Origin of the sequence: Rhodococcus sp. SGAir0479 (assembly GCF_005484805.1) — a bacterium.
GTDB lineage: Bacteria > Actinomycetota > Actinomycetes > Mycobacteriales > Mycobacteriaceae > Prescottella.
Genome location: NZ_CP039432.1, coordinates 1,761,945 through 1,780,446, shown reverse-complemented (window position 1 = coordinate 1,780,446; position 18,502 = coordinate 1,761,945). Strand labels below are relative to the sequence as shown.

17 protein-coding genes and 1 riboswitch are annotated in these 18,502 nt (G+C 69.9%); of the genes, 14 read left to right on the top strand and 3 right to left on the bottom strand.

All coding sequences use genetic code 11. The annotated features are described in order from the left end of the window. Positions 1-37: 37 nt before the first annotated feature. The 14 genes from E7742_RS08295 (at position 38) to E7742_RS08230 (ending at position 12,863) form a co-directional block, all read left to right on the top strand. On the top strand, positions 38-661 hold the full coding sequence (locus tag E7742_RS08295) for a CDP-alcohol phosphatidyltransferase family protein (RefSeq protein WP_441346886.1): 624 nt from the start codon (positions 38-40) through the stop codon (positions 659-661). 56 nt (positions 662-717) lie between these two features. Beyond that, positions 718-1,524: a DUF881 domain-containing protein gene (locus E7742_RS08290; RefSeq protein WP_137801101.1), complete on the top strand. Its 807-nt coding sequence runs from the start codon at positions 718-720 to the stop codon at positions 1,522-1,524. Continuing rightward, positions 1,521-1,916 (top strand): small basic family protein, encoded by a 396-nt coding sequence (locus tag E7742_RS08285; RefSeq protein WP_137798518.1) that lies wholly within the window; start codon positions 1,521-1,523, stop codon positions 1,914-1,916. Before E7742_RS08290 ends, E7742_RS08285 begins: the two co-directional genes overlap by 4 nt. Positions 1,917-1,921: 5 nt before the next feature. Then, positions 1,922-2,701 (top strand): DUF881 domain-containing protein, encoded by a 780-nt coding sequence (locus E7742_RS08280; protein WP_137798517.1) that lies wholly within the window; start codon positions 1,922-1,924, stop codon positions 2,699-2,701. 45 nt (positions 2,702-2,746) lie between these two features. Further along, positions 2,747-3,151 carry a glycine cleavage system protein GcvH gene (gene gcvH / locus E7742_RS08275; protein WP_137798516.1) on the top strand — a complete coding sequence of 135 codons (405 nt, stop codon included), beginning with the start codon at positions 2,747-2,749 and terminating at the stop codon, positions 3,149-3,151. A gap of 224 nt (positions 3,152-3,375) precedes the next feature. Continuing rightward, complete coding sequence (odhI, locus tag E7742_RS08270; RefSeq protein WP_137798515.1) at positions 3,376-3,873, top strand: oxoglutarate dehydrogenase inhibitor Odhl; 498 nt, start codon at positions 3,376-3,378, stop codon at positions 3,871-3,873. After that, positions 3,870-4,607, top strand: a complete 738-nt coding sequence (ftsR, locus tag E7742_RS08265) for a transcriptional regulator FtsR (protein WP_137798514.1) — start codon at positions 3,870-3,872, stop codon at positions 4,605-4,607. Before odhI ends, ftsR begins: the two co-directional genes overlap by 4 nt. 98 nt (positions 4,608-4,705) lie before the next feature. Further along, the gene (locus E7742_RS08260; RefSeq protein ID WP_137798513.1) at positions 4,706-5,179 is read left to right on the top strand and encodes a bifunctional nuclease family protein; all 474 of its coding nucleotides are present in this window, start codon (positions 4,706-4,708) and stop codon (positions 5,177-5,179) included. Positions 5,180-5,415: 236 nt separating this feature from the next. Continuing rightward, positions 5,416-6,033 (top strand): MerR family transcriptional regulator, encoded by a 618-nt coding sequence (locus E7742_RS08255; RefSeq protein ID WP_137798512.1) that lies wholly within the window; start codon positions 5,416-5,418, stop codon positions 6,031-6,033. Positions 6,034-6,087: 54 nt separating this feature from the next. Further along, a riboswitch (glycine riboswitch) is annotated at positions 6,088-6,194 on the top strand. Positions 6,195-6,374: 180 nt separating this feature from the next. Next, positions 6,375-9,218 carry an aminomethyl-transferring glycine dehydrogenase gene (gene gcvP / locus E7742_RS08250; RefSeq protein ID WP_137801099.1) on the top strand — a complete coding sequence of 948 codons (2,844 nt, stop codon included), beginning with the start codon at positions 6,375-6,377 and terminating at the stop codon, positions 9,216-9,218. A 239-nt stretch (positions 9,219-9,457) separates the two neighbouring features. Continuing rightward, positions 9,458-10,297: a class I SAM-dependent methyltransferase gene (locus tag E7742_RS08245; protein ID WP_137798511.1), complete on the top strand. Its 840-nt coding sequence runs from the start codon at positions 9,458-9,460 to the stop codon at positions 10,295-10,297. A 55-nt stretch (positions 10,298-10,352) separates the two neighbouring features. Next, on the top strand, positions 10,353-10,784 hold the full coding sequence (locus E7742_RS08240) for a hypothetical protein (protein ID WP_254699205.1): 432 nt from the start codon (positions 10,353-10,355) through the stop codon (positions 10,782-10,784). A gap of 417 nt (positions 10,785-11,201) precedes the next feature. Beyond that, entirely contained in the window at positions 11,202-12,296 is a 1,095-nt protein-coding gene (gene rsgA / locus E7742_RS08235) for a ribosome small subunit-dependent GTPase A (RefSeq protein WP_137798509.1), read from the top strand. A gap of 51 nt (positions 12,297-12,347) precedes the next feature. Further along, positions 12,348-12,863, top strand: coding sequence for a GNAT family N-acetyltransferase (locus tag E7742_RS08230; RefSeq protein ID WP_137798508.1), 516 nt, complete (start codon positions 12,348-12,350; stop codon positions 12,861-12,863). 89 nt (positions 12,864-12,952) lie between these two features. Here E7742_RS08230 and E7742_RS08225 read toward each other — a convergent pair whose 3' ends face one another. The 3 genes from E7742_RS08225 to E7742_RS08215 form a co-directional block, all read right to left on the bottom strand. Further along, entirely contained in the window at positions 12,953-14,095 is a 1,143-nt protein-coding gene (locus tag E7742_RS08225; RefSeq protein WP_137798507.1) for a metallophosphoesterase, read from the bottom strand. Positions 14,096-14,097: 2 nt separating this feature from the next. After that, complete coding sequence (locus E7742_RS08220) at positions 14,098-15,816, bottom strand: substrate-binding domain-containing protein (RefSeq protein ID WP_254699204.1); 1,719 nt, start codon at positions 15,814-15,816, stop codon at positions 14,098-14,100. A 179-nt stretch (positions 15,817-15,995) separates the two neighbouring features. After that, positions 15,996-18,179 (bottom strand): malate synthase G, encoded by a 2,184-nt coding sequence (locus tag E7742_RS08215; RefSeq protein ID WP_137798505.1) that lies wholly within the window; start codon positions 18,177-18,179, stop codon positions 15,996-15,998. Positions 18,180-18,502 lie beyond the last annotated feature (323 nt).

The window sequence follows — 18,502 nt, the reverse complement described above, 5'->3', positions numbered from 1 at the left end:
GCACCGACGAAACGGACGGGACCCGAGAGGATTGTCGGTGGACGCGGTGGGACAGCAACAGCCCGATGTCGTAGCGGGCGACGACCGCATCCTCACCGTCCCCAATCTGCTCAGCGTCGTCCGGCTGGCCGGCGTACCGCTGTTCCTGTACCTGCTGCTGGGCCCGCACGCCGACGGGTGGGCGCTGGCAATCCTGATGCTCAGCGGGTTCACGGACTGGGCGGACGGCAAGCTCGCGCGCCTGCTCGACCAGACGTCGCGACTCGGTGCCCTGCTGGACCCGCTGGTCGACCGCCTCTACGTGATCACGACGCTCGTCGCGTTCGTGTTGCGGGACATCATCCCGTGGTGGGTCGCGGCGATCCTCATCGGCCGCGACCTCGTCCTCGCGCTGACGCTGCCCGTCTACCGGCGGCGCGGGCTCCCGCCGCCCGAGGTCATCTACCTCGGGAAGGCCGCGACGTTCGCGCTGATGTTCGCGCTGCCGTTGGTGCTGGCGGCGCAGGGCGACTGGGGCGTCGCCTCCGTCGCCCACGCGTGGGGCTACGCGCTGCTGGTGTGGGGCACGGCGCTGTACGTGTGGACCGGGGGCCTCTACATCGCCAAGGCGGTCGGGGTGGCGCGCGGCGTGCCGGCGACCGTCGCGCGGAGCGGCCCGTGACGGGCGGCCCGCGGCAGGTGCGGCGGAACCCGGTTCCGTCGCTGCTCCGATCGCTCATGAACGATCACCTCGATCCCGGGTACGCGGGCGCGGCCGAGGACCGGGAACTGGGCCACGCGAAGCCCACCCGCATCGGTGCGGGTGCATGGATCGCGGTCGGTGCGGCGCTCGTCGGGATCGTGTTCGGCACCGCCTACGCGCAGGCGTCGTCGTCGGCCACCGACGTCGACCGGACCCGCACCGAGATGCTCGCCAAGGTCCGCTCCGCCGAGGATCAGGGACGTACTCTCGCCGCCGGCCGCGACGAGCTCGCCGCCCGCGTCGAGGATCTGCGGGCCCGTGTCCTGGCCGGTGACGCGGAGGGTGCCGAGGTGCTCGGTCGCCTGCGCGAACTCGAGGCGGCGGCCGCGGTGGAACCGGTCCACGGCCCGGGCCTGGTCGTGACGCTCACCGACCCCGCGGCGCGTCCGGACCTGTCGGACTCGTCGCAGCGGGTGGGCGGATCGCCGCAGGCCGGCGTGCTCGACCGCGATCTGCAATCCGTCGTCAACGCGATGTGGGCCAGCGGCGCGGAGGCGGTCGCGGTCGGAGACGTCCGGGTGGGACCCGACGTGACCATCCGTCAGGCCGGCGGGGCGATGCTCGTCGACAACCAGCCCGTGCCGTCGCCGTACCGCGTGTCCGCGATCGGTTCGCAGGCGAAACTGCAGACCGCTTTCGTCGTCAGCGACGCCTACCTGCGGATGGCGGCGGTGCGAGATCTGTACGGCGTGGGCTTCACCATCGCCGACTCCGGAGACTTGCAGCTGCCCGCTGCCACGGGTCGGGAAACCAGGTTTGCACAGGAAACGGGGGCACCGTGAATACGGCGAAATCGGAGCAGCCGACCAGGACAGGCCGCGCACCGCGGGGTGGATACGCCCTCTACGGGGTGCTCGCTCTCGTCGTCGGCATCGTGATCGGCGTGGTGTTCAGCCCGCGCGTGCCCGACGCCGTCCAGCCGTATCTGCCGATCGCGGTGGTGGCGGCCCTCGATGCGGTGTTCGGCGGGCTGCGCGCCTATCTCGACGAGATCTTCGATTCCAAGGTGTTCGTGGTCTCGTTCGTGTTCAACGTGCTCGTCGCGGCGCTCATCGTGTGGCTCGGTGACCAGCTCGGGGTCGGCACTCAGCTGTCGACCGCGATCATCGTCGTGCTCGGCATCCGCATCTTCGGCAACGCCGCGGCCCTGCGTCGTCGGCTGTTCGGGGCCTGACGCGGATGGCGAGCGAGGAGCGGCCCGAGGGCACGGCCGGGCCCCGCAGCGACGGCCGGCACGAGATGCCGACACCCCCGTCCACCCGCACCCGGCGCCGGTTCGGGTTCGGGCTCCTGGCCGTCCTGCTCATGGTGGCGCTCGGGGTGGCCATCGCGACCCAGGTGTCCAGCACCGGTTCGGGGGACAACCTGGACTCGGCGCGACCGGCGGACCTGCTCGCGGTGCTGGGCAACCTCAACCAGCGCGAAGCGGCGCTGCGGCAGGAGATCGCGGGCCTCGAACAGACGCTGTCCCGGCTCGAGGCCGGCGGCGGCAGTTCGACCGCCGCGCTCGACGAGGCGAAGTCGCGCCTGGCGGCGCTGTCGATCCAGGTGGGCACCGTGGCCGCCACCGGTCCCGGAGTGACACTCTCGATCGCGGACCCCGGCAAATCGGTGGGGTCGGAGGTGCTGCTCGACCTCGTCCAGGAACTGCGCGCCGCCGGGGCCGAGGCGATCGAGATCGACGACGCGGACGGCGTCGCGATCCGGATCGGCGTGAACTCCTGGGTGAGCGGCGGCGGGGGCGACGTCACGATCGACGGGCGCAAGATCACCGCCCCGTTCGAGGTGGTGGCGATCGGCGATCCGCCGACCCTGGCCGCCGCCCTGAACATCCCCGGCGGCGTGGTCGACACCGTCGCCCGCGCCGGCGGACAGCTGCGGATCGAGCAGTCCTCGCAGGTCACCGTGGCCGCCTTGCGGGAAATCGAACCGCGCCAATACGCTCGACCCGGAAACTGATCTTCCCGATCCGCCCGCCGGATCGGTCCCGGAAAGGACGCCACCGTGAGTGAGCTCGCTACCCCCGCCGATCTGCGCTACACAGCAGAGCACGAATGGGTGCGGCGCACCGGTCCGACGACGGTGCGGGTGGGCATCACGGACTTCGCGCAGTCGCAGCTCGGCGACGTCGTGTTCGTGCAGCTCCCGGCCGAGGGCGAGGCGGTCACCGCCGGTGAGTCGCTGGGCGAGGTCGAGTCGACCAAGAGCGTCTCCGACATCTACGCCCCGCTCACCGCGAAGGTCGTGAACGTGAACGCGGAGCTGGACGGCAGCCCGGAACTGGTGAACAGCGCGCCCTACGACGGCGGCTGGCTGGTCGAGCTCGAGGTCGAGAGCGAGGCCGCGCTCGACGAGGCGATCGCCGGCACGCTGGACGCCGACGCGTACCGCGAGGTTTCCGAAAGCTGATTTCGGGACGAAGCCCCCGGATTTCGCGGGTCTCGGGACGGCCTGTCCACCTACACGCACCGGCACTCTCAGGGTACGGTCGAGGTGAACGCAGTGCCGTGCCGGTGTGCAGATCCGCATCGCAATGTGATCGTGGCCGAGACTGGTCTGGGCCGAGTTGTACCGCGTGACCCCGGGAGCGCGCCGAGAGGTTTCCCGGGTAGTCGGACAGAGGAGGAGAAACGGTGAGCGAGAACGGCAACGACGCGGTTTACGGAGAAACACCGGCCGAGACCACATCGGTTTTCCGTGCGGATTTTCTCAACGAGATGGACAGTGCGTCGGCGCAGACGGCCGAGGCTCCCGTCTCCGGGGTCGAGGGTCTTCCCGCCGGTTCCGCGTTGCTCGTCGTGAAGCGGGGGCCCAACGCGGGCTCGCGTTTCCTGCTGGATCAGCCGACGACATCGGCTGGGCGTCACCCCGACAGCGACATCTTCCTGGACGACGTCACGGTCAGTCGCCGGCACGCCGAGTTCCGGCAGGACGACGACGAGTTCCAGGTCGTCGACGTGGGCAGCCTCAACGGCACGTACGTCAACCGGGAGCCCGTCGATTCCGCGGTGCTCGCCAACGGCGACGAGGTGCAGATCGGTAAGTTCCGCCTGGTCTTCCTGACCGGCCCGCGGGGCAATGCCGGTGGTTCGCAGATCGGTGAGTCCGCGGCTGGTGCGGGCAACCAATGACCGCTGTTCGGCAGGAGGCCACTGCGGGCATGTCCATCGGGACGGTGCTCGACAGACTCCGTCCCGACTTCCCGGACGTGACGATCTCCAAGATCAGGTTTCTCGAGGCCGAGGGACTGATCAGCCCGGAACGAACGCCGTCCGGGTACCGGCGGTTCTCCATCGCCGACGTCGAGCGGCTGCGCTACGTGCTCACCGCCCAGCGGGACCAGTATCTGCCGTTGAAGGTGATCAAGGAGCAGCTCGAGGCCATCGACAAAGGTGCGGCCACGGTCGGGGCGGTCGATTCGCTGCCGCGCCGGCCGCGTGTTCTGGCCGTGGCGCCGGGCGAGGTGTCCCCGGAGGAGTTCCGGTCCGATAGTGAGGTGCGGATCAGCCGCGACGATCTGATCGAACGCGCCGGCATCGACGACCGCTTCCTGACCGAACTGTTGCGCAGCGGCCTCATCGTTCCGGGTGCCGCCGGGTTCTTCGACGAGGAGGCCGTCACGCTCGCGCGGACGGCCCGGGCGATGTCCGAGTTCGGACTCGAGGTTCGCCATCTGCGCGCGTTCAAGCTCGCCGCGGACCGCGAGGCCGCCCTCGTCGCCCAGATCGCCGGTCCGGTCGCGAAGGGCCGGGACGCGGGCGCGCGCGACCGGGCGGAGGAGATGGTGCGCGAACTGGCTGCTCTGTCGCTCACCCTCCACACGTCACTCGTGAAGGCCGCGGTGCGAGGAGCGCTCGATCGCTGACGGCCGGAGCGGGAACGAATAGAATCGGGGAGTACGTCAAACGGGGCTCGTTCGCCGTCCGAGGTGGACCCGGTCACCGGTACGAGGTGGAGGACGCGATGAGTGAGATGCGTGTGATCGGAATCCGTGTCGAACAGCCGCAGAACCAGCCGGTGTTGCTTCTGCGCGAGAGCAGTGGTGACCGATATCTGCCGATCTGGATCGGGCAGACCGAGGCCACCGCGATCGCGTTGGAACAGCAGGGCGTCGAGCCGGCCCGCCCTCTGACGCACGACCTCATCAAGGACCTGCTCGACGCGTTCGGGCACAACCTCCTGGAGGTCCGGATCGTGGACCTGCAGGCGGGGACGTTCTACGCCGACCTGGTGTTCGAGGGGGACGTGCGGGTGTCCGCGCGGCCGTCGGACTCCGTCGCGATCGCGTTGCGCATCGGGGTGCCGATCTTCGTCGAGGAGGCCGTCCTCGAGGAGGCCGGACTGGTCCTGCCGGACGAGCGCGAGGACGAGGTCGAGAAATTCAAGGAGTTCCTCGAGTCGGTGTCGCCGGACGACTTCAAGGCGACCGACGGCTGAGTCTTACCCTCAACTCGAGGTTGAGAGTTTTGCGGTGTGTCGCGTTGACCCCGCCGTCACGGGCCCATAGCGTCTGGCTCGTGAACGCCCGCCACGCGGAGTGTGCAGGGCGTACTCTGAGTGGATCCACCGTTCGGGTTTACTCGATGTCACGAGCGTGCAACCAGCAGGACCCGGGGGAGTCGACGAACTTCCCGTCCGCCGTTTGCCGCCGAACACGCGAGAGGGAGTAGTCCGTGGGAGATCGGCCGCAGGAACACCAGTGGAACCGTGCCGGCGACGCGGCCGGTGCGGCGTCGATCGCCGACGAGGACGTGCAGCCCGGCTTGTTCCCTGACGACTCCGTACCGGACGAACTCGTCGGATACCGGGTGCCGAGCGCGTGCCAGATCGCGGGCATCACGTACCGCCAGCTCGACTACTGGGCGCGCACCGACCTGGTGGTCCCGTCGATCCGCGGCGCGGCCGGATCGGGCAGCCAGCGCCTGTACTCCTTCAAGGACATCCTGGTCCTCAAGATCGTCAAGCGTCTGCTCGACACCGGCATCTCGCTGCAGAACATCCGGGTGGCCGTCGATCACCTGCGCAGTCGGGGAGTGCGGGACCTGGCCCGGATCACCCTCTTCTCCGACGGCACCACCGTCTACGAGTGCACCTCCGCGGAAGAGGTCGTCGACCTGCTGCAGGGTGGCCAGGGCGTGTTCGGGATCGCGGTGAGCGGCGCGATGCGCGAACTCACCGGGACCATCGCCGACTTCCCGGCCGAGCGGGCCGACGGCGGCGAGATCACCGAGCGGCCCGAGGACGAGCTGGCCTCGCGTCGCAAGAACCGCGGCGACCGCAAGACCGGCTGATCGGTTTCGCCTTGTCGTCCCGGTCACCCGGGGTGGCATAGACTGTCGGAGCGTCGCCGTCGTACGGGAGAGTTCCGGGCATGCATCTCGATGCTGACCGGACGCCGAAGGAGCAACACCTCCCCGTCAATCTCTCAGGCACCGAGGACCGTGCGGGCTCCGACGCCTCTGGAAAGCGGTGGGAGTACCCACCCGCCCACGGGGAAAGGCGCGTCCGCCCGTCACGGCGGTCGGCAGCCGAATCTCTCAGGCGCTCGGAACGATCGAGCAGGCGACAGAGGGGGAGGACCGCTTCATTCGTGGAGCGCTTCCTGTACCCGACGGACCGCCTGGGAGTCCTCTTGATCGACGCTCGTAGTCATTCCTTCGCCGACCGGCATGTCGGCCCGGACGCGGCGGAACTGTCGCGCATCCTCGACGTGGTCGGAGTCGCGTCGCTCGACGAACTCGCCGCCCGCGCCGTCCCGGCCGGCATTCTCGATCCCGCACCCGCCGGAGTGGCGGCCGGCCTCGACGCGCTGGACGCGCCCCTGACCGAACACGAGGCGCTGGCGGAGCTTTCGGCGCTGGCGGCCGCCAACACGAGCGCCACCTCGATGATCGGCCTGGGCTACTACGACACGCTGACGCCGCCGGTGCTGGTGCGCAACATTCTCGAGAACCCTGCCTGGTACACCGCCTACACGCCGTACCAGCCGGAGATCAGCCAGGGCCGGCTCGAGGCCCTTCTCAACTTCCAGACCATGGTCGCCGACCTGACCGGGATGGAGATCGCCAACTCGTCGATGCTCGACGAGGGCACGGCCGCGGCCGAGGCCATGACGCTGCTGCGCCGCGCGTCGCGCAGCAAGTCGCCCCGCTTCGTCATCGACACCGACCTGTTCCCGCAGACCCGCGCCATCGTGGCGACCCGGGCCGAGCCGCTGGGGATCGAGATCGTCGAGGCGGATCTCGGTGCGGGACTGCCCGACGGCGACTTCTTCGGCGTCCTCGCGCAGGTCCCGGGCGCGTCGGGACGGGTCGTCGACCACGCGGCGACGATCGCCGCGGCGCACGAACGCGGCGCGCTCGTCGCCGTCGGCGCCGACCTGCTGGCGCTCACGCTGATCACCCCGCCCGGCGAGATCGGGGCCGATGCGTGCTTCGGCACCACCCAGCGGTTCGGCGTCCCGATGGGGTTCGGTGGGCCGCACGCCGGGTACCTCGCCGTCCACAGCAAGCACGCCCGTCAGCTCCCGGGCCGGCTCGTCGGCATCTCGGTCGACGCCGACGGCAACCGGGCGTACCGGCTGGCGCTGCAGACTCGCGAACAGCACATCCGGCGGGAGAAGGCGACCAGCAACATCTGCACTGCGCAGGTCCTGCTGGCAGTGATCGCCGCCATGTACGCCAGTTACCACGGCGCCGAGGGCCTGAAGGCCATCGCGCGGCGAGTGCACGACCGCGCCGCCGGTCTCGCGGCGGGGCTGCGCGCGGGTGGTGTCGAGGTGGTGCACGAGCACTTCTTCGACACCGTCCTGGCGCGGGTGCCGGGGCGCGCCGCGGACGTCGTCGCCCAGGCCAAGGCCTGGGACGTCAACCTGCGTCTCGTCGACGCCGACCTCGTGGGGATCGCGTGCGACGAGGCGACCACCGCCGCGCACGTCGCGTCCGTGCTCGCGGCGTTCGGCGTGCCGGCCGAGGTCGAGAGCACGCCGGCGCCCGCGCCGTTCGGTGACCGCACCAGCGCGTACCTGCAGCACGAGGCGTTCACGAAGTACCGCACCGAGACGGCGATGCTCCGCTACCTGCGGGCCCTGTCGGACAAGGACATCGCGCTCGACCGCAGCATGATCCCCCTCGGATCGTGCACGATGAAGCTCAACGCCACCGCGGAGATGGAGCCCATCACCTGGCCGGGCTTCTCGAAGCTGCACCCTTTCGCGCCCACCACCGACGTCCCGGGCATGCTGAAGGTCATCGCGGATCTGCAGGACTGGCTGGTCGCGATCACCGGATACGACGCGGTGAGCCTGCAGCCCAATGCCGGCAGTCAGGGCGAGTACGCAGGGCTGCTCGCCATCCGCAACTATCACCGCAGCCGTGGTGACGACCACCGCGACACGTGCCTGATCCCGTCGAGTGCGCACGGCACCAACGCCGCCTCCGCGGTGATGGCGGGTATGCGCGTGGAGGTGGTGGCGTGCCGGGAGAACGGCGACGTCGACCTCGACGACCTACGCGCCAAGATCGCCGACCACGCCGAGCGTCTCGCCGCGATCATGATCACGTATCCCTCGACGCACGGCGTGTACGAGGAAGAGGTCGGCGAGATCTGTGCTGCCGTGCACGACGCCGGCGGGCAGGTGTACGTCGACGGCGCCAACCTCAATGCGCTCGTGGGCCTTGCACGGCCGGGCCGTTTCGGTGGCGACGTGAGCCACCTGAATCTGCACAAGACGTTCTGCATTCCGCACGGCGGCGGTGGCCCGGGTGTCGGCCCGGTCGGTGTGCGCGCACACCTTGCCCCGTTCCTGCCCGGCCATCCGATGGCCCCCGAACTCGGCGACGCGGGACCGGTCTCGGCGGCGCCGTACGGCAGCGCATCGATCCTGCCCATCACATGGACCTACATCAAGATGATGGGCGCCGAGGGGCTGCGGCGGGCATCGCTGACGGCGATCGCGTCGGCCAACTACATCGCCCGCCGCCTCGACGAGTACTTCCCGGTGCTCTACACGGGCGAGAACGGCATGGTGGCGCACGAGTGCATCCTGGATCTGCGTCCGCTCACCAAGGAGACGGGGGTGACGGTCGACGACGTCGCGAAGCGTCTCGCGGACTACGGATTCCACGCGCCGACCATGAGCTTCCCGGTGGCCGGCACGCTCATGGTGGAACCGACCGAAAGCGAGAACCTCGACGAGATCGACGCGTTCTGCGACGCGATGATCGCGATCCGCCACGAGATCGACCGGGTGGGGGCAGGGGAGTGGCCGGTCGACGACAACCCGCTGCGCGGCGCACCGCACACCGCCGAGTGCCTTGTTTCCGAGTGGAATCATCCGTACTCGCGTGCGGTCGCGGTGTACCCGCAGGGCACCGGCCGGCCGAAGGTATGGCCCGCCGTCCGACGAATCGACGGCGCGCACGGCGACCGCAACCTCGTGTGTTCGTGCCCGCCGATCGAGGCCTACACGAGCTGAGCTCGACCGAACGGCCCCGGACGCTGTCCCGCAGCGTCCGGGGCCGTCGTCGCCCTACCGAGCACAGAGGTCCGCAGCGGACGGAAACTTAGTAATTCCCGAATTTCGGCGCCTTCGGTCGACCGTTTCCGAGGTATGCGCACCTTCGATCGCGCCCCGGTCACGACGTCATCGACTCGGTAGGTCGCCGATGCGTAATCGACGTTGACCCCCGTCGACGACGGGCCGATGATCCATTGATGGTCGAGGTACCCGACACGGGGCGGTCCGAGCGGATCGCCGGTCTGTTCGATTCGGTGGTCGAGAGTTACGACAACGTCGGTGTCGCGTTCTTCGGTCCCATCGCCGAACGTCTCGTCGACGCCGTAGCGCCGGCGCCCGGCGCGCGGGTTCTCGACATCGGCTGCGGGCGGGGCGCGGCGCTGTTCCGGCTTGCCGCCGCAGTAGGTGCCGAGGGGCAGGTCACGGGGATCGACTTCGCTCCCAAGATGGTTGCCGCCACGGCGCGCGACGCGCGAGCGCGCGGCCTCGCGAACGTGGACGTCCGAGTCATGGACGCGATGGATCCCGAACTGCCGCACGGGGAGTTCGACGTAATCACCGCGTCGTTCGTGATCTTCTTCCTGCCCGATCCCGCGGCGGCGTTGACCCGGTGGCGGTCGCTGCTGGTTCCGCGCGGGACGGTCGGTGTCTCGACGTTCGGTGCGTGGGATCCCCGGTGGGAACAACTGAGCGATCTCATCGCGCCGTACCGGGACAGGTCGGTCTTCACCGTCGACCCACGAGACCCCAACGGGCCGTTCGGGTCCGACGCCGGGGTGGAGCGGCTGATGCGCTCCGCCGGACTGGTCGACGCCCGCTCGTCACAGTTCGATCTGGTCCTTCGCTTCGAAGACGTCGAGCAGTGGTATGCGTGGACGCGGTCCCACGGTCAGCGCATGTTGTGGGAGTCGATACCGGAGAACGAATTGGGGCACGTGCGGGACCAGGTGTTCGAACGGGTGGACGGGTGGCGGGACGACAGCGGACTCATCACGTCCCATCACACGATCAGACTGACGCTCGCGCAGCGGCCGTGACGGCGCTGCGCGACCTTGGGGGGAGGGGGAGGCCGTGTCGCGCATTCTCGTTGCGGTGGCGGTCGTCGTCGCACTGGTGGGGGTCGGTGTCGCGGCCGCGTGGGAGATACCGCGCGCGGTGCGGGAGTCGAACAGTGCCGCCGCCGAGCGGGCGCTCGACGAGCGGGCAGTCCCTGTCGGCGGCCGGACCGTCACCTGCGCGGAGTTGTTTCCCGAGGGATGCAACTACGACCTGCAGTTCGCCTTCGACCGGTGGGGAGGCCAGCTCGATCCGTTTCTCGCCAGCGACCTCGGGCCGTGGGGTAGGGGGGTGGCGCCGGCACAGGCGACAAAGCTGGGCCTCGAGGCCTGCAACACCGCCCGCATTCCGGGGCAGACCTTCCTCGAGTATCTCGATCTTGCGCAGGCGGAGCGGCCGGAGGCGTCGAGTGCGCAGCTGTTTCCGTTCTGGCACGAGGCGCAGCGCGTGCTCTGCCCCGCCGGTTGAAACGAAGTCGGTCCCGGACGGAATCCGAAGATTTTCCGATATTCCGCTCAACACGTCAACTCCGAACATGGCCTGCGGCCATGTGTGCCACGACGACGGCGGTCGCCGGCGGGGTAGAGCGGCCCGCGCGCCGTGCCCGTAGCGGTCTCCACTGCTTCGTAATGTGCTGGCCGGGGGCGTTGGGTGCGTGCTAACTTGGGTCGTCCGTGAGTGACCTGGAGTGCGAGAGAATGGGGGGGTGAGTTGATGTTTGCGGTGAAGACCGCTGCCGTGTGCAGCGCCCGGACCATCCTCATTTCCCGGGCCCCGGTCTAGATCCGATTCCCGTTGCAGGTTGTCGCCGTGAGCTGTGCTCGCGGATGCACTGCCGAGTGGTTTTCGTGTGCGAACGGGGCTCCTTCACCCAAGGGTCTCATCATGCATTCACCTCACCAGTCTTGGAATTCTTCGTCGTCTTCCCACGAGCTGTCCGCGCTCGGCTGGGACGAGACGTTCGCGGCGATGTTCGCCGAACACGCTGCCGCCGGGCTCCTACCGGCTCGTGTCGTGCGGGTCGACCGCGGCCTGTGTGACACCCTCACCGCCTCGGGACCGGTGCGCGCCGACAGCAGTGCACACGGCGGCGCGGACCGTGAGCACACGGTGTGCACCGGCGACTGGGTCGCGCTAAGGCCGGGATCTCAGCCGCTGGTGGTGGCGGTGCTCCCTCGCCGGACCGCGATCACTCGCGCGTCCTCGGACCGCACCTCCCATCGGCAGGTCCTCGCGGCCAATGTGGACACCGTCGTCATCGCGGTCTCGCTGGCCGCACCGGTCAAGGCGGGCCGGATCGAGCGGTTGCTGGCGCTGGCGTTCGACAGCGGCGCCCGGCCGGTGATCGTGCTGACCAAGGCCGATCTGGCCGAGCATTCCGGTACCGACGAGGCCGTGGTGGCCGCGCTGGCTCCCGGCGTCGCCATCCTCGCTACCAGTGCCGCTACCGGCGTGGGCCTCGGGCAACTGGCCGCGGCGGTGACCGGGACCGCGGTGCTGCTGGGTCCGTCGGGGGCCGGCAAATCGAGTCTGGCCAACGCGCTGCTGGGACGGGAACACATGGGCACCAACGAGGTTCGCGCCGTCGACGGCAAGGGACGCCACACCACCGTGCACCGCGAGTTGGTGGTGTTGCCCGCCGGTGGCGTGCTCATCGATACTCCGGGCCTGCGGGGAATCGGCCTCCAGGATGTCGCCGACGGGGTCGAGCAGGTGTTCGCCGAGATCGAGGCCTATGCCCGCGACTGCGCGTTCGGGGACTGCGAACACCGCAGCGAGCCCGGGTGCGCGGTGCAGGACGCGGTCGTGGCCGGAGAGTTGGACCTGGGGCGGCTCGATCGGTATCGCAAACTGATGCGGGAAAGCCAGTGGGCGGCCACCCGCGGTGACGCCCGCCAGAGCGGTAAACGCAGCAAGACCGTCAAGGCGATCACGCGGGACCTGCGCGCCACCTATCGATTCCGCGACCGCCAGCGCTGACGCCGGCGGGTGCGCTGGTCTCCACATCATTCATCACAGGAAGACGCAATCATGAATTTTCGTACCGACTGGATCACTCGCGCCGAGACCAGCGGCGATATCGCCGCGATCCGCGAGATCAACCTCGCCGCGTTCGACACCGCCGAGGAGGCCGACCTCGTCGACGCGCTGCGCCGGGGCCCCGCCTGGATCGCCGAATTGTCGCTGGTCACTCTCGACGCTGCCGGCGCTCGCGTGGGATATGTACTACTGACGCGCGCACACATCGATGAGACTCCGGCGCTGTGCCTGGGACCGTGCGCGGTGCTGCCGCAGTACCAGGGGAGCGGCGTCGGATCGGCCGCGATCCGGGCGGCTCTCGCAGCCGCAAAGGCGAGGGGCGAACAATTCGTCACCGTTCTCGGACATCCGGAGTACTACCCGCGTTTCGGGTTCACCCGCGCCGGCACCCACGGCGTCACCATGAAGACGTCCGTCCCCGACGACGCGCTGATGGTACTGAGCCTGGACACCGAACCCGTGCCCAGTGGCGTCATCCGTTACGCGGCAGCCTTCGGCGACATCTGAACACATCCGTTCGGCCGGTCGCCCGGCACACCCCGGGGCTCGTCTGCGCACTCTGCGGGCGAGCCCCGGTGGTGTGTCCGCGGGACCGATCACCCTCTGGGGCGGCTCGCCAGCTCCAGAATCGTGATTTCCGGGGGAGCGCCGACCCGGGCCGGAGGACCCCAGGCGCCGGCTCCGCGGGTCGTGTACAGGACGGTGTCGCCGATCCGGTCGAGTCCTGACACCGACGGCTGCTGAAGCGGGACCAGGTAGCCCAGCGGCCACAGCTGACCGCCGTGGGTGTGCCCGGACAGCTGCAGGTCCACGCCCAGTTCGGACGCCTCCAGGGCCTGCTTGGGTTCGTGCGCGAGCAGCAGCACGAACCGTTCGGGATCGCGGCCCGCGAGCGCCGCGGGGAGATCGGGTTCGTAGGGGGCGGGGGAGGTGAGGTCATGGATGCCGGCCAGGTCGATGACGCCGCCGCCGCGTCGGATCTCGACGCGCTCGTTGCGGAGCGCGCGCACCCCGAGGGTGTCCCACAGGTCCAGCCACCGCCCACCGTCCCCGGCGTAGAACTCGTGGTTGCCGCTCACCCCGAACACGCCGAGCGGGGCGCGCAGATCTCGCAGCGGTTCGAGGTCGGCACCCACCTTCGCGACGGTGCCGTCGACCAGGTCGCCCCCGAGCAGCACCAACTCGGGTTTCTGCGCGTTGACCAGGTCCACGACCTTGCGGGTGAATCCGGCGCCGCGGGAAGGGCCCACGTGCAGGTCGGTCACCAGCGCGATCCGCGTGCCGGCGAACTCGCTGGGCAGCCTGCGCAGCGGGACGCGGACGCGCTGGATTCGTGGGGTGTGCGCCTCCACCACGCCGTAACCGGCCGTGCCGACCGCCGCGACGGCGACCGCGGCGGTGACGCCGCGCAACACCCGGCGCCGTGACGGGTCCGTGGGTTGCGGGCGACCGGCCAACCGGGCGATACCGGAGCCGGCCGCCAGGACCACGAGGCCGAGTACCAGGTACAGCAGCGCAGCCAGCCACGTCCAGCCGACGAAGGCGGGGATGCGGGCCCACACCGGGTCGAACACCTCGCCGCTGCCGATGCCGATCAACGCCAGCACCCAGAACGCGACGAGCGCGGTGTCGATCACGCGGGCGGGCCGTCCCGTCAGCCCGACGACGCGAACCAGCCGACGGTGCACCCACCAGCTGACGAGGGCGAGGAAGACGGCGAAGACCGCGATCCGCACCATGGCTACGCCAGCAGCTTTCCGAGCGCGTCGCCGAGGTCGGGAGCCGCGGTCGACGGCACCGCCACCAGGGTGCCGCCGGTCCGGTCGGCGGTCGCCTGCAGGGTGACCTGGTCGCTGTTCTCGGCGATCGAGAGGACGTCCACGCGGACCGGGTGCGCCGCGCCGGCGAGCGCGTCCGTCAGCTGCCGCGCAGTGGTGGAGGTGTCGTCGTTGGGGCCGTCGGTGATCAGCAGGACGGAGTTCGGGCGGCCGTCGACGAAGCCGTCCACGGCGCTGTCGTGCGCGGCGATCAGCGACGCGTACGTGGACGTCGCGGTGGCGGGACGCAGGGACGTCAGCGCCGACTCGAGACGCTGTCGGCGGTCGGAGTCCGTCAGCGGCCCGGTCGGCACCTTCACCTGGTAGGGCTTGCTGCCGTCGAGGCCGCGGCTGTACACCCACAGGCCCACATGCGATCGGTCCGGCAGGGCCGCGAGGCGCGCGGCCAGGGCGTCGACGGTGTTGCTCAACCGGGTTCCCGCCCCGTCGGCGTAACCCATCGAGCCGGAGACGTCGAGCAGGATCGTCGTGGTCCGGGGCATGGCCGGTGTCGCGAACGTCGACGCCAGACGCGCGGCGGCGGGACCGGTGGCGGGGACGAGTACCTGACCGAGGTCGGGCACCGGGATGTCGTCGGTGGCCGACGGCGTCCGGTCCCCGCTGCGGAACCCCGCCTCGACGAGGGACTGCTGCTGCTCCGGCTGGCGCAGGAAGTCGACGAACTGGGCGGCGGCCCGGGTCAGGGTCTCGTCGACCCACGGCGTGGCGAGGACCGCGCCCGGGTGGTCGGCGACGGGTGTGGCACCGGACGGTGCGAACGCGGTGAGCCCCGAAGCGCGGTCACCGGCGGCGATCATCTGCTGCTCGGTGGCGGGGACGGCGTGCACGGGGGCACTCTGCGGGTCGCGCTGCGACGACAGCGCCGCGAGCGCGTCGGCGGTGGTGGCGGGCGCGTTCTCGATCGCCCTGCTGCCGGCGGCGAGGGTGGCGATCGCGGAGGTGACCCGCGGCGAGGCGGCCTGCGCGTCGTCGAGCGGTCCCGCGCCCACGTTCGCGGTGGCGGCGGCGATCGCGTCCAGCGCGGCCGCGGTGGCTCCCGATCCGGGGCCGGTGGGCAGCGCCAGACGCAGATTGCCCCAACCGCCGAGACCCATCTGTGCCAGCGCGTCCCGGCCGGACTGGAGTGCGGGCAGGTTCTGCCATCCGGTGTCCGCGGCGGTGAGCGCGAGCGCGAGTTCCCGCGGCGCGGCCAGGACGACAGGGCTCGACGCCACCGACTTGGGCCGGCCGGCGACCACACCGGTGTCGGCGAGTCGGTTGACGGGTCCGCTCGTCGCGGGGATCCACAGCGCCGGCTCGGGGCCGAGGTCCGCGTTCCACGGCCCGTCGGGCGCGGCGAGCAGCGCATCGGTGACGGCGGCCGAGTCGGCGTCCTGCACGGACACCGCGACACAGTGGTCGCGCACCACCGGGTGCGTGGCGGTGAAGCGCTCGGCGAGGTCCCGGATCGGGCCGGCGATGTCCGGGTCGGCCGCGACGTGGAGCGTCGCGTCGCCCTCGACGCAGGCACCGGCCGCCGCGGTGCCCTGACTGCTGGTGTGGTCCCTCAACTGGAACCAGCCGATGACACCGAGCACCAGGATGATCACGGACACCACCGCGATGATCGGTCCCTTGCTCACGCCGCGGGTCGCCCGGTCGCTGCGATGCCGTCCCACTTGGTAAACCGCCTTGCCTTCCGCCTGCCGAACCGGCACCCGACCGGCCCCGACCCACGCAGTCTAGTGACGAATACGGACATCTCGAACGCGCTCGGCCCCGACACCCGGGGCGGGGTCGGGGCCGAGCGCGGCGGTGGCGATCAGGCGTTGGCGGCCTTGTACTCGCGACGGCGGCGATGCAGGATCGGCTCGGTGTAGCCGCTGGGCTGCGCGCCGCCCTCGAGAATCAGCTCCTTGGCCGCCTGGAAGGCGATGTTGGAGTCGAAGTTCGGGGCCATCGGCCGGTAGTCGGCGTCGCCCTCGTTCTGGCGGTCGACGACCGGAGCCATGCGCTCGAGGCTCGCGACGACGTCGGCCTCGGTGACGATGCCGTGCCGCAGCCAGTTGGCCAGCAGCTGGCTCGAGATGCGCAGCGTCGCCCGGTCCTCCATGAGCGCGACGTCGTGGATGTCGGGCACCTTGGAGCAGCCGACGCCCTGGCTGATCCAGCGGACGACGTAGCCGAGGATCGACTGGCAGTTGTTGTCGAGCTCCTGCTGCTTCTCCTCGTCGGACCAGTCGGTGCTGGGGGCCAGCGGGATCGTGAGGATCTCGTCGACCGTCGCGCGCGGCTTACCCTTCAGCTGGTCCTGGACCGCGAACACGTCCACCTGGTGGTAGTGGGTGGCGTGCAGGGTCGCACCCGTCGGCGACGGCACCCACGCGGTGTTGGCGCCGGCCTTGGGATGCCCGATCTTCTGCTCGAGCATGTCGGCCATCAGGTCGGTCATGGCCCACATGCCCTTACCGATCTGGGCCTTGCCCTGCAGGCCGGTGGCGAGGCCGGTGTCGACGTTCCAGTCCTCGTAGGCGGCGATCCAGGTCTGCTTCTTCATGTCGGCCTTGCGCACCATCGCGCCGGCCTCCATCGAGGTGTGGATCTCGTCGCCGGTGCGGTCGAGGAAGCCGGTGTTGATGAACACCACCCGCTGGTCCGCTTCCTTGATGCAGGCGGCCAGGTTGACGGTGGTGCGGCGCTCCTCGTCCATGATGCCGACCTTGAGGGTGTTCTCGGGCAGGCCGAGCACCTCCTCGACGCGGCCGAACAGCTCGGTGGTGAACGCGACCTCCTCGGGGCCGTGCTGCTTGGGCTTGACGATGTAGATCGAGCCGGTGCGGGAGTTGTTCAGCGGCCCGTGCTCGTCGTCGATGCTCAGACCGTGGACGGCGCACGCGCTGGTGACGAGCGCGTCGAGGATGCCCTCGGGCAGCTCGTTGCCGTCGGCGTCGAGGATCGCCGGATTGGTCATGAGGTGGCCGACGTTGCGGACGAACAGCAGCGAGCGGCCGTGCAGCGACAGCTCACCGCCGTCCGGGGTGCTGTACGTGCGGTCCCCGTTGAGGGTGCGGGTGACCGTCTTGCCGCCCTTGGCGAACGACTCGGACAGGTCACCGCGGTTGAGGCCCAGCCAGTTTCGGTAGCCGACGACCTTGTCGTCGGCGTCGACCGCGGCCACGGAGTCCTCGAAGTCCATGATCGTGGTGATCGCGGACTCGAGCACGACGTCCTTGACGCCGGCACCGTCGGTCTTGCCGATAGGCGAGCTCGGGTCGATCTCGATCTCGACGTGCAGACCGTGGTTGCGCAGCAGCACCGAGGTCGGCGAATCCTTGTCGCCCAGGTAGCCGACGAACTTCTCCGGCTGCGCGAGCCCGGTCACCACCTCGCCGCCCAACTCGACGGCCAGCTTGTCGTCGACGACGAAGTAGCGAGTGGCCTCCGCGTGCGAACCCTTGGCCAGCGGCGCCGCGGTGTCGAGGAAGTTGCGGGCCCACGCGATGACCTTGTCGCCACGAACCTTGTTGTAGCCCTGCCCCTTCTCGGCGCCGCCTTCTTCCGAGATGGCGTCGGTGCCGTACAGCGCGTCGTACAGCGATCCCCAGCGGGCGTTGGACGCGTTGAGCGCGAAGCGGGCGTTGAGGACCGGCACCACCAGCTGCGGGCCGGCGGTGCCGGCGATCTCCGTGTCGACGTTCTCGGTGGCGACCTGGAACGGCTCGGGCTCCGGCAGCAGGTACCCGATGTCCTGCAGGAACGTCTTATACTCCGCCGGGTCGATCGGCTTGCCGGTCCGCTCGCGATGCCAGACGTCGATCTGCGCCTGCAGGTCGTCCCGCTTGGCGAGCAGCGCCTTGTTCTTGGGGGCGAGGTCGGCGAACACCTTGCTCGCGCCCTCCCAGAACGCCTCCGGACTCACGCCGGTGCCCGGAAGCGCCTCGTCGTTCACGAAGTCGTAGAGAACCTTGGCGACCTGAAGACCACCGACCTGCACGCGTTCAGTCATGGAACTGCCTCACTTTTCCGGTACCAGCGGTGGTCCTGACACGGCCGCGACCTGGGCGCATGCGGAATCACCGAACGGGACGACAACAATGTTACCCGGCGGTAGGTTCCGAAGCAGATCAGTCGGTACGGCTGCCGGGGCATCGACGAATACAGCTGCTGGAGCTGAGGCGCGTGAGGTGGGCGCCGACTGCGGGGGACGAACGGTGCACGTCCGGAGGCAGACTCGATCGTGAAAGGCGAGTTGGCCGATCGTGCACAGATCCTACTGGCCGGTCACCGTGGCCGCACAGCGGGTCGTGGCGGCGGCGGCCCCTGAGGGTG